This window comes from Burkholderia anthina (genome assembly GCF_902498995.1).
In the GTDB taxonomy this organism is placed as follows: Bacteria; Pseudomonadota; Gammaproteobacteria; order Burkholderiales; family Burkholderiaceae; genus Burkholderia; species Burkholderia anthina.
The window spans coordinates 78745-92448 of sequence record NZ_CABVLY010000001.1; the positions used below are offsets into that span (position 1 = coordinate 78745).

A 13704-nucleotide genomic window follows, 5' to 3' on the forward strand; every position below is an offset into this window, starting at 1 on the left:
TCGGCCTTTATGCGGCGAGCTTCGAGATGTCGGCGACGCAGTTCATCTGCTGGTGCAGCGCGAACAGCAGCGCGAGGCGGTTCGCGCGCAGCGCGGGATCCTCGGCATTGACCATTACGTCGTTGAAGAACGTGTCGACCGGTGCGCGCAGCGCGGCGAGCGCGGACAGCGCGCCCGTGTACGCACGTGCTTCGAGCTGCGACTGCACGTGCGGCGTCACGGCCGTGAGCTGTTCGTGCAGCGCCTTTTCGGCCGCTTCGACGAGCAGCGTCGGCTGTACCGCGCCGTTCGCGCCGCCTTCCGACTTCTTCAGGATGTTCGAGATCCGCTTGTTCGCGGCCGCGAGCGCTTCGGCTTCCGCGAGACGCGTGAATTCGCGCACGGCGTCGAGACGCGCGACGAGATCGTCGACGCGGGTCGGGTTCAGGCTCAGCACCGCGTCGACTTCGCCGGCCGTGTAGCCGCGTTCGCGCAGCAGGCCGCGCAGGCGATCCATGAAGAACGCGAAGATCGCATCGGTCGACTCGGCGACGCCCGGCACGCCTTCGAAGCGCGCGTGGGCCGTGCGCAGCAGCGACACGAGATCGAGCGGCAACTGCTTCTCGAGCAGCAGGCGCAGCACGCCGAGCGCGTGACGGCGCAGCGCGAAGGGATCCTTCTCGCCGGTCGGCGCGAGGCCGATGCCCCAGATGCCGACGATCGTCTCGAGCTTGTCGGCGAGCGCGACGGCGGTCGATACCGGCGTGGTCGGCAGCGCGTCGCCGGAGAAGCGCGGCTGATAGTGCTCGGCGCATGCCAGCGCGACGTCGTCGGGTTCGCCGTCGTGACGCGCGTAGTACGTGCCCATCGTGCCCTGCAGTTCCGGGAACTCGCCGACCATGTCGGTCAGCAGGTCGGCCTTCGCGAGGCGCGCGGCGCGCTTCGCGTGCGCGGCATCGGCGCCGATCGCGGGCGCGATTTCACCGGCCAGCGCTTCGAGGCGCTCGACGCGCGCGAGCGCCGAACCGAGCTTGTTGTGATAGACGACGTTCGCGAGCAGCGGCACGCGCTCGGCGAGCGGCTTCTTCTTGTCCTGCTCGAAGAAGAACTTCGCGTCGGCGAGGCGCGGGCGCACGACGCGCTCGTTGCCTTCGATGATCTCGCCCGGCGTCTTCGTCTCGATGTTCGACACGATCAGGAAGCGCGAGCGCAGCTTGCCGCCCACGTCGGTCAGCGCGAAGTACTTCTGGTTCGTCTGCATCGTGAGGATCAGGCATTCCTGCGGAACCTGCAGGAATTCATCCTCGAAGCGGCACGGGTAGACGACCGGCCATTCGACCAGCGACGTCACTTCGTCGAGCAGCGATTCGGGCATCACGACGGTGTCGCCGTTCGCGTGCTCGTTCAGTTGCGTGCGGATCGTTTCGCGGCGATCGGCGAAGTGCGCGATCACGCGGCCCTTGTCGCGCAGCGTGTCGGCATACGCATGCGCATGCTGGATCGCGACGAGGCCGTCGGACAGGAAGCGGTGGCCGAGCGTGGTGTCGCCGGCATCGATGCCGAACGCGGTGACCGGCACGACGCGATCGTCGTGCAGCACCGTCAGGCGGTGCACCGGCCGCACGAATTTCACGTCGGAGCCGTCCGGGCGCTGGTAGGTCATGAACTTCGGGATCGGCAGCTTCGCGAGCGCTTCGTCGAGCGCGGCCTGCAGCCCGTCGGCGAGCGTTGCGCCGGCCGCCGAATAGTTGACGAAGAACGCTTCGGCCTTGCCGTCCTGCGCGCGCTCGAGATCGGCGATCGTCAGGTTCGGGTGGCCGAGCGCCGCGAGCTTCTTCGCGAGCGGGGCGGTCGGCTTGCCTTCGGCGTCGAGCGCGACCGACACGGGCAGGACCTTTTCGCGGACCTGCTTTTCAGGCGCGACGGCGCGCACGTTCTGCACGACGACCGCAAGGCGGCGCGGCGTGGCGTAGCGCTCGAATACGAGTTCGCCTTCGATGAGGTCGCGCGCGGCGAGGCGTTGTGCGACACCTTCGGCGAATGCGTCGCCGAGGCGCGCGAGGGCCTTCGGCGGCAGCTCTTCGGTCAGCAGTTCGACGAGCAGGGGGGCGGGATGATTGTGCGTCATGTCTGGAATAAATCTCGTCTCGTCAGTCCTGATCGATCTTGCGTTCGACCTTCAGCGGCGGCGCCCATGCCGGTTGTGCGGCGTCCTGGGCGTCGGTGGTGAGGCCCGGCACGCCCGGCGGGTTGCCGAGCATCGGGAAGCCGAGCTTCTCGCGCGAGTCGTAGTAAGCCTGCGCGACGAGACGCGACAGCGCGCGGATGCGGCCGATGTACGCCGCACGTTCCGTCACCGAGATCGCGCCGCGCGCGTCGAGCAGGTTGAACGTGTGGCCGGCCTTCAGCACGAGTTCGTACGCGGGCAGCGCGAGCTGCGCGTCGATCATTTTCTTCGCTTCCGCTTCGTAGCTGTTGAAGAACGTGAACAGCAGGTCGACGTTCGCGTGCTCGAAGTTGTAGGTCGACTGCTCGACCTCGTTCTGGTGGTAGACGTCGCCGTACGACAGGCGGCGCAGCTCGGGGCCGTTCGGGCCTTGCTCTTCCCACTCGGTCCAGACCAGGTCGTACACGTTCTCGACCTTCTGCAGATACATCGCGAGGCGCTCGAGGCCGTACGTGATCTCGCCGAGCACCGGCTTGCATTCGAGGCCGCCGACTTCCTGGAAATACGTGAACTGCGTGACTTCCATCCCGTTCAGCCACACTTCCCAGCCGAGGCCCCATGCGCCGAGCGTCGGGTTCTCCCAGTCGTCCTCGACGAAGCGCACGTCGTTCTGCTTCAGGTCGAAGCCGAGTGCCGCGAGCGAGCCGAGGTACAGGTCGAGGATGTTTTCCGGCGCCGGCTTGAGCACGACCTGGTACTGGTAGTAGTGCTGCAGGCGGTTCGGGTTCTCGCCGTAGCGGCCGTCCTTCGGGCGGCGCGACGGTTGCACGTAGGCGGCGCGCCACGGCTCGGGGCCGACCGCGCGCAGGAACGTGTGGACGTGCGACGTACCCGCGCCGACTTCCATGTCGATGGGCTGGAGCAGGGCGCAACCCTGCTTGTCCCAGTAGGACTGCAGCGTCAGGATGATTTGCTGAAACGTAAGCATGAAGAGCCTTCGTGGCGCTGGCGCTCCGTTGCGGGCGGCGCTCCGGGCGGGGCCCGGAGGGTCGGCTCGCGCGGCGGCGCGGCTTGTTAGTGTGCTGAAACGTGCAATTTTACCGGATCGGCGACCGGATGCGGCCGGAACGCGGACGAAGGGGCCGTCGACGGTATTTTCGCCGCATTCGTGCGGGGCGCCGACGCGCCCGGCGCGGCCTCGGGCGCTGCGTCGCGACGGCGTTCGCGATGCGCTTGCGGCAGCGGTTCCCGCGGGCGTTAAGATGCGCGTATCGCGGTGCGCGCGGCCGTTGTCGCGCGACCGATTGCCGATTTCCGGAGCGCATGGACGACTCGAACGACCTCCTCATTCCGCTGCTGCCGCCGCTGCTCGCGCTGCTCGGCCGGGCCGCCGACGCGCACGCGCGCGGCGAGCGCGCCGCGTACGATCTGTGGCTGAGCGCCGCCGGTCATCTGCACGCGACCGACATGACCGCGCTCGCGCGGCTGACCTCGACGCTGGTTGCGCGGCAGCGCAAGGCCGACGCGCTCGCGCTGGCCGAATGCGCGGCGCGCCTTCACCCGGGCGCGGGCGCCGGCTTCAATCACGGCTACGCGCTGCAGATGCTCGACCGTCACGCCGACGCCGTCGCGCCGTACCGCGCGGCGTTCGCGTTCGACCCCGGCTGGCCGTCGCTGCGCAACAACCTCGCGGTCGCGCTGCGTCTGTCGGGCGGCGATCGCCACGAGGAAATCGCGCTGCTCGCCGCGGCCGTGGAGGCCGATCCGCACGACGTGCAGGCGTGGATCAACCTCGTCGTCGCGCGGCTCGCGATGCAGGATCTCGACGGTGCGCTCGTGTGCGCCGCACGGCTCGCGGAGATCGCGCCCGACAACGCGCTCGCGCTGAACAATATCGCGATGACGATGAAGGAGGCGCAGCGCTGGGACGACGCCGAGCGCTACGCGACGCGCGCGTGCGAGCTGGCGCCCGACGACGCGGCGTTCCGTTTCAACCTCGCGATCATCCAGCTCGTGCGCGGCAACTACGCGGACGGCTGGCGCAGTCACGAGGCGCGCTGGGACGGTGCCGGCGAACTGCGCGGCCGCCTGCCGGTGCTGCCCGGCCCGCGCTGGCGCGGCGAGCCGCTCGCGGGCAAGACGCTGCTCGTGTGGGGCGAGCAGGGGCTCGGCGACGTGCTGCAGTTCAGCCGCTACGTCGCGCCGCTCGCCGAGCGCGTGCACCGCGAGGGCGGCCGGCTCGTCTGGAACACGTTCCCGCAGGTCGGCATGCTGATGGCGCGCAGCCTCGGCGCGCACGCGGACGCGTTCAGCGCGGGCGGCGGCGTCGACGCGCTGCCGCCATTCGACTACGAAGTGCCGCTGATCGGCCTGCCGCTGCTGCTCGGGACGCAGGCGTCGACGCTCGATGCATCGGTGCCGTACCTGCACGCCGAGCCGCGCGCGCGCGACGCGTGGCGCGCGCGGCTCGCGGGCGACGGCCGGCTGAAGGTCGGGCTCGTGTGGACGGGCAGCGCGGGGCACCAGCGCAACCCGTTCCGGCGCGTCGGGCTCGAGCGCTATGCGAGCGCGTTTCGCGGCATCGACGGTGTCGCATTCCATTCGCTGCAGCCGGGCGCGGAAGCGGACGTCGCCGCGGCGCGCGCGGCCGGCTTCGCGATCGACGACCACACGGCCGAACTGAAGAGTTTCGACGATACGGCCGCGTTCATCGGCGCGCTGGATCTGGTGATCACGGTGTGCACGTCGGTTGCGCACCTGGCGGGCGCGCTCGGCGCGCGCACGTGGGTGCTGCTCGACGTGAATCCGCACTGGCCGTGGCTGCTCGAACGCACGGACAGCCCGTGGTATCCGACTGCCACGCTGTACCGGCAGCCGGCGTTCGGCGCATGGGCGCCGGTGATGGACGCGCTTGCACGGGATTTGCGCGGGGTGGTGGAGGAGGCGAAGCGCAAGCGTTGACCGGCGCTTCGAAGGAATCACGCCGAGGCTTCGGCACCCGGGGCCGAACCGCAGGCCGGGGCAGCGGCCGCCGCGCAGCGCGCGACGGCCGCCCGATGCGTCAGGCGTTGCGGTCGTCGCCGGCCTTCGCGCCGTTGCGGCGGCGCAGGCCGGGCCCGAACGTGAAGCCGAACGCGAGCAGCACCAGCGACACCGCGAGCACGATGTTGTTGCCGCTCGTCACGTACGGCGTGAAGCCGCTCGTGCCTTCGATCCGCACGTCGAGCGAGCCGATCGTGAACGGCTTCAACTGGCCGAGCACGCGGCCGTGCGCGTCGATCGCGGCCGTCATCCCGGTGTTGGTCGAGCGCAGCATCGGCCGGCCCGTTTCGAGCGCGCGCATCCGCGCGATCTGCAGGTGCTGGTCGAGCGCGATCGTGTCGCCGAACCACGCGAGGTTCGTCACGTTGACGAGCACGCCGGGCGGTTGCGGATTGTCGCGGATCGTCGCGGCGATTTCCTCGCCGAACAAGTCCTCGTAGCAGATGTCGGCCATCACCGGCTGGTTGTGCACGAAGAACGGCTTCTGCACCGGCGCGCCGCGCGCGAAATCGCCGAGCGGCATCTTCATCAGGTCGACGAACCACCGGAAGCCCCACGGGATGAATTCGCCGAACGGCACGAGATGGTGCTTGTCGTAGTGATAGATGTCGCGCGAGTGCGGCGTCACGCCGTACAGGCTGTTCGTATAGTCGACGTAGCGGCCGTCCGGCGTCACCGACGCGCCGACCGCGCCGAACAGCACGGCCGAGCCCGTCGTGTCGCTGAACTTGCGGATCGCGACGGCGAACGGCTCGGGCAGTTCCTGGATCATCACCGCGATCGCGGTCTCCGGCGTGACGATCAGGTCGGCCGGCTTCTCGACGATCATCTGCTGGTACATCTTGATCGCCGCGTCGATGCCCGCTTCCTCGAACTTGATGTCCTGCTTCACGTTGCCCTGCAGCAGCCGCACGGTGAGCGGCGCGTTCGCGGGCACGGTCCACGTGGCCTGCGACAGCCCGAGGCCGGCGGCGACCAGCGCGACGGCGATGGTGGCCGGCGCGGCAATCCGCACGCGCGCGTTGCCGCCGGCGCCTTGTTCGTCCGCATTCGCGGGCGCGCGGCGCGCGGCGACGAGCGCCTGCACGACCAGCGCGGCGAACAGCGCGAGCACCCAGCCGATCCCGTACACGCCGACGACCGGCGCGAAGCCCGCGAACGGGCCGTCGACCTGCGGGTAGCCGCTCGCGAGCCACGGGAAGCCGGTAAACACGGTGCCGCGCAGCCATTCGCCGAGCGCCCACGCGCTGGCGAACGCGAATGCGCCGTGCCAGGTCGGCGAGAACGGCCGCGGATCGGGGGTACGGCGATGCCACGCATGGCCCGCGCAGAACGACCACAGCCCGGCCGAGAACGCGGGGTACAGCGACAGGTACAGCGAAAACAGCACCAGCGCGCCGCCCGCGAGCGGCGCCGCCATTTCGCCGTATACGTGCATGCTGATGTAGAGCCACCAGATGCCGCTGATGAAGTTGCCGAAGCCGAACGCGCCGCCGGTGAGCGCGGCGCCGCGCCAGCTCGACGTGCGTGTCAGCTGCGCGAAAAACCAGACGAATACGACGAGCTGCAGCCAGCCGCCATGCGGCGTCGGCGCGAAGCCGAGCGTATTGGCCGCGCCGGCGAGCAGCGCGGCCGGGTAGTGCCAGCGCGGCAGCGCGCGGCCGGGCGCCGGCGCGAGAAGACCGCCAGCCGGGCGGGACGGGATCGGATCGTCCATGTGAAGCGGAAGGGGGCGAGCGGTTGAAGGAGGCGCGGCCGGCGCGAGACGGTCAGTCCTCGTGCGAGGCTTCGGCGCGGCGGCTCGCGAGCGGGTTGCGGCGCACCAGCAGCACGTGGACCTGGCGCGCATCGCCGCGCTGGATCTCGAACACGAGGTTGCCGAGCTGCAGCTTCTCGCCGCGATGCGGCACGCGGCCGAAATGATGGGTGATCAGGCCGCCGATCGTGTCGACTTCGTCGTCGGGGAAATCGGTGCCGAACGTCTCGTTGAACTGCTGGATCTCGGTCAGCGCGCGCACGCGGTAGCGGCCGTCCGGCCCCGAGATGATGTTGCCGGCTTCTTCGTCGAAGTCGTATTCGTCCTCGATGTCGCCGACGATCTGTTCGAGCACGTCCTCGATCGTGATCAGGCCCGCGACGCCGCCGTATTCGTCGACGACGATCGCGAGGTGGTTGCGGTTCACGCGGAAGTCGTGCAGCAGCACGTTCAGGCGCTTCGATTCGGGGATGAACACGGCGGGACGCAGCATCCCGCGCACGTCGAATTCCTCTTCGGCATAGAAACGCAGCAGGTCTTTGGCGAGCAGCACGCCGATCACGTTGTCGCGGTTCTCCTCGTACACCGGGTAGCGCGAGTGCGCCTTCTCGAGGACGAACGGGATGAAGTCTTCAGGCTTGTCCGCGATGTTGATCGCGTCCATCTGTGCGCGCGGCACCATGATGTCGCGGGCGCACAGGTCGGACACCTGGAACACGCCTTCGATCATCGACAGCGAATCGGCGTCGATCAGGTTGCGTTCGTGGGCGTCCTGGAGGATTTCCAGCAGCTCGGTCCGGGATTCCGGCTCGGGCGAGATGAAGTCGGTCAGGCGCTCGAGCAGCGAGCGCTTTTCTTGCGGTTTGTCGGTTAGCTTACGACTGGGATACGAATCGTTCATGGTGGTGCGCCCGGGTCATGCCGGGGCGCGCTGTCACGGAGTAGGCAAGGATACACCAAGGGCATGGCGCGGCCGTGTCACACCGGCCGTCCGGCCGGGCTCAGGCGGCTCGCGCGAGCCCCGCTCGGGGACGGCCATGCCGCGCACGGCGCCGTCCTTCGTCTCCATCCTATCTCAGAAAGGGGCGCCGGGGCAGCGGCGGCAAAAATGCGTGCACCGGCGGTGGCCGGCCGCTCGGGCGGCAGCGCGGCACGGCGGCATTTCGTCGCGCCGCGCCGGCGCGGCTTCAGAAGCGCATGCCGGCCGAGCAGCCGCCGGCGGCCGCGCCGTTGGTCGCGGCGCCGCCGCAGCCGAACAGGCCGCAGCCGGACAGCGCGACGCTCGCGGCGACGATCAGCGCGGCGAGCCTGCAGCGCGAACGGCGTGACGGTTGCCGCGGAGCGGTTTGGGGTCCGGATGCGCGTCCCGCGCCGACGACCGCCGGCGGGACGCCGATGTGCCGGTCGGACGTTACCGGCATCGCGCGAGCAGCCCTTCGAGCGCGCGGTCGGGGATGCCGCTCGCGCGCAGCGCGTCCACGGTGCGGCTCACGTAGTCGAGCGTCGTCCCGTAGCGGCCGGCCGCGCAGTCGAACACCTCCTTCACGACCGGGTCGGTCAGCTTGCCGGTGTAGGTCGGCACGTCGCGGCGCATCACGAACGCGAGCGCGTTCACGCGTTCGCCGGTCTCGAGCGAGCACGGCAGCCATGCGGGCCGGTACGAGCCCATCGGCATTTCGCGCTTCCACAAGGTTTCGAGATGCGGCTGCGCGGTGGGGCCCGCGAGCCGGAATGCGATGCCCGAGCACGAGCCGCCGCGATCGAGCGCGAGCACGAGCCCCGGACGTTCGGGCGTGCCGCGGTTCACGCGCGACCACAGGTAGAGCCCGCGATGGTAGCCGTGCACCTTGCCGCGCACGGCGGCGACGGTCGGCAGCCCGGGGTTCCAGATCAGCGAGCCGTAACCGAACAGCCACAGATCCTGCTGGCCGTCCCAGTCGCGCATCGTGTGCGCGAGCGACGCCGTGAGCTCGTCTTCCGTCAGCAGCCGTCCGTCGCCGATCGACGGCGGGTAGGCGGGCGGCAGTATCGCGGCGTGGTGCATGGTGCAGGCGGTGCTTACTGGTACGGGTTCGGGAAGCCCAGTTTCGCGAGGATGTCGACTTCGAGCGCTTCCATTTCGGCCGCGTCCTCGTCGCTCGTCTCGTGATCGTAGCCCTGCGCGTGCAGCGCGCCGTGCACCAGCAGGTGCGCGTAGTGGGCCGTGAGCGGCTTGCCCTGTTCGTGCGCTTCCTTCTCGACGACCGGGCAGCACAGCACGAGGTCGCCGATCACGGTGCCGTCGGGCGCCGCGTCGTACGCGAAGGTCAGCACGTTGGTCGGATAGTCCTTGTGGCGGTAGCCGGCGTTCAGCGTGCGGCCTTCTTCCTCGCCGACGAAGCGCACGGTCAGCTGCGCGCTGGCGAACAGCGCCGGCTCGATCCACTCGGCGATCAGCTTGCGCTTGGGGAGCGCCTTGCGCACGTCGCCGGCGATCTCGTCGCCGTACTGCACGGACAGGTCGAGTTCCGGTTCGCGCAGTTCGGCTTCCAGTTCCTCTTCGCGCGGCGCGAGCTCGGCGCCCACGTGCAGCGTCACGCTGTCGTAGTGCTCGGGCTGCAGCGCGAGCTTCGCGCGCATCGCCGGGTCGTTGTGCTGCGCGACGATCGCGACGGCCGCCTCGCCCGAGCTGCCCGACAGGTCGAACATCAGGCTGCGGCCGTCCGGGAAGTCGATTCGCAGTCCTTGTGCGCTGATGGTCCGGGCTTTGCCCTTCGCATCGAACAGCGAAACACGGGGGGAATCGGGCGCGGCGGACTGGTCGCGACCGGACTTGCGGGAGCGGGAAGATTTCATGACGGGTGAGGCGATTGGGACGCGTTGAGGATACACCAAACGGCCGATCGCACCCGAATTCGAACCGGCCGCGCGCGGGCGAAAAAAAGCCCGGCGCGCCGTCGGGCGGGCCGGGCCGTTGGCCGGTGCTTCACGCGTCCTTGTGCTGAGCGTGGAAGTCGTCGTAAGCCTCGACGATGCGCGCGACGAGCGGGTGGCGCACGACGTCCGCGCTCGTGAAGCGCGTGAGCGCGATGCCGCGCACGCCGCCGAGCACCTGCTGCGCCTCGACGAGGCCGCTCTTGTGTCCGCGCGGCAGGTCGACCTGGCTGGTGTCGCCGGTCACGACGGCCTTCGAGCCGAAGCCGATCCGCGTGAGGAACATCTTCATCTGCTCGGGCGTGGTGTTTTGCGCCTCGTCGAGGATGATGAACGCGTGGTTCAGCGTGCGGCCGCGCATGTACGCGAGCGGCGCGATCTCGATCATCTGGCGCTCGAACATCTTCGCGGTCTTGTCGAAGCCGAGCAGGTCGTACAGCGCGTCGTACAGCGGGCGCAGGTACGGGTCGACCTTCTGCGCGAGATCGCCCGGCAGGAAGCCGAGCCGCTCGCCGGCCTCGACGGCCGGGCGCGTCAGCACGATCCGCTTGACCTGGTCGCGCTCGAGCGCGTCGACCGCGCATGCAACCGCGAGGTAGGTCTTGCCGGTGCCGGCCGGCCCGATGCCGAACGTCACGTCGTGCTGCAGGATCTGCTTCAGGTATTCGCGCTGCGCGGGCGTGCGGCCGCGCAGGTCGGCGCGCCGCGTGTAGAGCTTCGGCGCCGGTTCCTCGTCGGGATTGTCGTCGTCGATCTGCACGCCCGGTTCGTCGAACGGATGATCGGGATCGCCGCGGAAACGCACGTCGAGCGTGTCCTGGCGGCCGTTGCCGGCGGTGTGACGCACTTCGACCAGCGCGAGCTGGATGTCGTCGACCGACAGCGGATCGCGCGAACGGTTGTAGAAGTTCTCGAGTGCGGCGAGCGCGAGCTTTGCGCCGCGCCCGCGGATCGTGATCCGGTGGCCGCGCCGCGCGAGCGTGACGTCGAGCGCCTGTTCGATCTGCCGCAGGTTCTCGTCGAGCGGGCCGCAGAGATTGGCGAGGCGCGCGTTGTCGTCGCGCGGCGCGGTGAATTCCAGTGCTTGGACGGTCTTCAAAGTAGCGTCGGGCTCCTGTTGAGCGTCAATCGGTCAGTGGGTGGCCGCGCTCGCGTCGTCGCTCACGAGCAGCAGCTCGCCGCGCAGCGAGTGCGGGTACGCATGGTTGATCCTCACGTCGATCATCTGGCCGATCAGGCGCGGGTGCGACGCGAGCGGCGCCGGGAAATTCACGACCCGGTTGTTCTCGGTGCGGCCCGACAGTTCGTTCGGGTCCTTGCGCGACGGACCCTCGACGAGGATCCGCTCGACCTTCCCGACCATCGACTGGCTGATGCGTGCGACGTTTTCCTCGATGGTCGCCTGCAGATGTTGCAGGCGTTTGAGCTTCACTTCGCGCGGCGTGTCGTCGGCGAGGTTCGCGGCCGGCGTGCCGGGGCGCGGGCTGTAGATGAACGAGAAGCTGGTGTCGTAGCTCATGTCGTGCACGAGCGCCATCATCTTGTCGAAATCGTCCTCGGTCTCGCCGGGGAAGCCGACGATCATGTCGGTCGACAGCGACAGGTCCGGGCGGATCGCGCGCAGCTTGCGGATCACCGACTTGTATTCCAGCACCGTGTAGCCGCGCTTCATTGCCATCAGGATGCGGTCGGAGCCGTGCTGGACGGGCAGGTGCAGGTGGCTCACGAGCTTCGGCACCTTCGCGTACGTGTCGATCAGGCGCTGCGTGAATTCCTTCGGATGCGACGTCGTGTAGCGGATCCGCTCGATGCCGGGGATGTCGGCTACGTATTCGATCAGCGTCGCGAAATCGGCGATCTCGGCGGAGCCTGCCGTCAGCGCGCCGCGGTAGGCGTTCACGTTCTGGCCGAGCAGCGTGACTTCGCGCACGCCCTGGTCGGCGAGGCCGGCCACTTCGGTCAGCACGTCGTCGAGCGGGCGCGACACTTCATCGCCGCGCGTGTACGGCACGACGCAATAGCTGCAGTATTTCGAGCAGCCTTCCATGATCGACACGAACGCGCTCGGCCCCTCGACGCGCGCGGGCGGCAGGTGGTCGAACTTCTCGATCTCGGGGAACGTGATGTCGACCTGGGCACGGCCGCTCGCGCGGCGCTGGTCGATCATCTGCGGCAGGCGGTGCAAGGTTTGCGGGCCGAACACGAGGTCGACGTACGGTGCACGCGACACGATCGACGCGCCTTCCTGGCTGGCGACGCAGCCGCCGACGCCGATCAGCAGGCCCGGTTTCGCTTCCTTCAGCTCGCGCACGCGGCCGAGGTCGGAGAACACCTTTTCCTGCGCCTTCTCACGCACCGAGCACGTGTTGAACAGGATGATGTCCGCGTCTTCCGGGGTATCGGTCTTTTCGAGGCCTTCGGCCGCATTGAGCACGTCCACCATCTTGTCCGAGTCGTACTCGTTCATCTGGCAGCCGAAGGTCTTTACGTAAACTTTCTTGGTCATGGGGATTCGCCGTTCGCAGTGGTTGACCTGGGGGCGTCGTCAAGGGTGAATCGGGACGGCTGCTGCCGGAGCAGCGGCTCGGGCCGGCGCCTGCCGGCGCCGAAGGGCGGACCGGGGCGCGCAGCGCGCGTCGAGCCTGTCGTGAACTGCGGTGAAAAGCCGTCGGGAAAGCCTTCCATTATAGCTTTACGCGCTGCCTGGAGCGGCCGGCGGGTTGCAGCCGCGCGACGCCGTTCGTCATGCTCCGACCCCGAAACGGCACGTGGCCAGCCGCGGCGGCGGTCGTCAGCGGAGCAGGTCGTCGTGCGCCGCTTCCTCGCGCGCGAAGCGTTCGACGAGGAAGTCGAGCAGCACGCGCACGCGCGGCGCCATGTAGCGCTTGCCGGGATAGATCGCGTGCAGCGGCGCGCTCTGGTGCCGCCAGTCGGGCAGCAGGACCTTGAGCCGCCCGGCGCGGATGTCGTCGGCGACATCCCAGATCGAGTTCAGCACGATGCCGCGCCCGCGCAGCGCCCACTCGCGGGCGAGGCCGCCGTCGTTGGTCTCGAACGCGGTGGCGAGCGGCACCGTGCAGGTCTGCGTGTCGTCGCCGCGCGTGAAGCGCCACGCGTTCATCGGCCCGGACGCTACCGTGATCACGTTGCAGGGAAAGCGGGCCAGATCGTGCGGATCGCGCGGCTCGCCGTGGCGTTCGACGAACGACGGCGCCGCGCACGGCACGCGCCGGTCCGCGGCGAGCCGGCGGGCGATCAGCGCGCCGTCGGGCGGCGCGGCGAAACGGATCGCGAGGTCGATTTCGTCCTGCCACAGGTTCACCGTCGAGTCGGACGCCGTCAGCGAGAACGTCACGTCCGGGTAGCGCGCGGTGAATTCGTCGAGCCAGTCGAGCAGCCGGCGGCGGCCGAAATCGGACGTCGCCGACAGCCGCACCCGGCCGCCGACGACGTTGCGGCCGGCCTGCAGCAGCGCGTTTGCGTCGTCGAGCGCCTGCAACGCCTGCCGGCAGCCGTTCAGGTACAGGCGGCCCTCGTCGGTGAGCCGCAACCGCCGGGTCGAACGGTCGAACAGCCGGGTGGCGACCGCCGCCTCCAGCTTCGCGAGGCGCGCGCTCGCGGCGGCCGGCGTGAGGTTCAGCTTGCGCCCGGCGGCGGACAGGCTGCCCAGTTCCGCCGCCTCGACGAACAGCCGGATATCGCCCAGTCGATCCATCGGATTTTTCACTGTTTTTTGAAAATGGTTCAAATGCCACGCCAATTATCAAAGATAGGCGTATTCGGGACAATGCGCGCACATCCTCTTTTTGTGCGGTGCGGCACCGATCCGACGCCGCATCCGCCGCCT

At 69.2% G+C, this 13704-nt stretch carries 11 protein-coding genes; 1 reads left to right on the forward strand and 10 read right to left on the reverse strand.

Going from position 1 to position 13704, the window contains the following annotated elements; all coding sequences use genetic code 11:
* Positions 1 to 7: 7 nt before the first annotated feature.
* Both glyS and glyQ read right to left on the reverse strand, forming a co-directional pair.
* Positions 8 to 2107, reverse strand: a complete 2100-nt coding sequence (gene glyS, locus BME24068_RS00370; protein WP_096507114.1) for a glycine--tRNA ligase subunit beta — start codon at positions 2105 to 2107, stop codon at positions 8 to 10.
* 22 nt (positions 2108 to 2129) lie between these two features.
* Positions 2130 to 3134: a glycine--tRNA ligase subunit alpha gene (glyQ, locus tag BME24068_RS00375; RefSeq protein ID WP_080681364.1), complete on the reverse strand. Its 1005-nt coding sequence runs from the start codon at positions 3132 to 3134 to the stop codon at positions 2130 to 2132.
* A gap of 335 nt (positions 3135 to 3469) precedes the next feature.
* On the opposite strand from glyQ, the gene BME24068_RS00380 reads away from it, so the two are divergent.
* The gene (locus tag BME24068_RS00380) at positions 3470 to 5107 is read left to right on the forward strand and encodes a tetratricopeptide repeat protein (RefSeq protein WP_174924846.1); all 1638 of its coding nucleotides are present in this window, start codon (positions 3470 to 3472) and stop codon (positions 5105 to 5107) included.
* Positions 5108 to 5207: 100 nt separating this feature from the next.
* Here the strand turns inward: BME24068_RS00380 and lnt are convergent, their stop codons facing one another.
* The 8 genes from lnt to BME24068_RS00420 all read right to left on the reverse strand — a co-directional run bounded on the left by lnt (position 5208) and on the right by BME24068_RS00420 (position 13572).
* Positions 5208 to 6905 carry an apolipoprotein N-acyltransferase gene (gene lnt / locus BME24068_RS00385; protein ID WP_174924847.1) on the reverse strand — a complete coding sequence of 566 codons (1698 nt, stop codon included), beginning with the start codon at positions 6903 to 6905 and terminating at the stop codon, positions 5208 to 5210.
* A 52-nt stretch (positions 6906 to 6957) separates the two neighbouring features.
* Positions 6958 to 7845 carry a CorC family transporter gene (locus BME24068_RS00390; RefSeq protein WP_174924848.1) on the reverse strand — a complete coding sequence of 296 codons (888 nt, stop codon included), beginning with the start codon at positions 7843 to 7845 and terminating at the stop codon, positions 6958 to 6960.
* 286 nt (positions 7846 to 8131) lie between these two features.
* On the reverse strand, positions 8132 to 8365 hold the full coding sequence (locus BME24068_RS00395) for a hypothetical protein (protein ID WP_174924803.1): 234 nt from the start codon (positions 8363 to 8365) through the stop codon (positions 8132 to 8134).
* Positions 8356 to 8988, reverse strand: a complete 633-nt coding sequence (locus BME24068_RS00400) for a gamma-glutamylcyclotransferase (protein WP_096507119.1) — start codon at positions 8986 to 8988, stop codon at positions 8356 to 8358. Before BME24068_RS00400 ends, BME24068_RS00395 begins: the two co-directional genes overlap by 10 nt.
* A gap of 14 nt (positions 8989 to 9002) precedes the next feature.
* Positions 9003 to 9779: an rRNA maturation RNase YbeY gene (ybeY, locus tag BME24068_RS00405; RefSeq protein ID WP_096507120.1), complete on the reverse strand. Its 777-nt coding sequence runs from the start codon at positions 9777 to 9779 to the stop codon at positions 9003 to 9005.
* A 130-nt stretch (positions 9780 to 9909) separates the two neighbouring features.
* Positions 9910 to 10956: a PhoH family protein gene (locus tag BME24068_RS00410; protein WP_096507121.1), complete on the reverse strand. Its 1047-nt coding sequence runs from the start codon at positions 10954 to 10956 to the stop codon at positions 9910 to 9912.
* Between the two features lie 33 nt (positions 10957 to 10989).
* Positions 10990 to 12363 carry a tRNA (N6-isopentenyl adenosine(37)-C2)-methylthiotransferase MiaB gene (miaB, locus tag BME24068_RS00415; RefSeq protein ID WP_174924849.1) on the reverse strand — a complete coding sequence of 458 codons (1374 nt, stop codon included), beginning with the start codon at positions 12361 to 12363 and terminating at the stop codon, positions 10990 to 10992.
* Between the two features lie 285 nt (positions 12364 to 12648).
* Positions 12649 to 13572, reverse strand: coding sequence for a LysR family transcriptional regulator (locus BME24068_RS00420; RefSeq protein ID WP_174924850.1), 924 nt, complete (start codon positions 13570 to 13572; stop codon positions 12649 to 12651).
* Between the last annotated feature and the right edge of the window lie 132 nt (positions 13573 to 13704).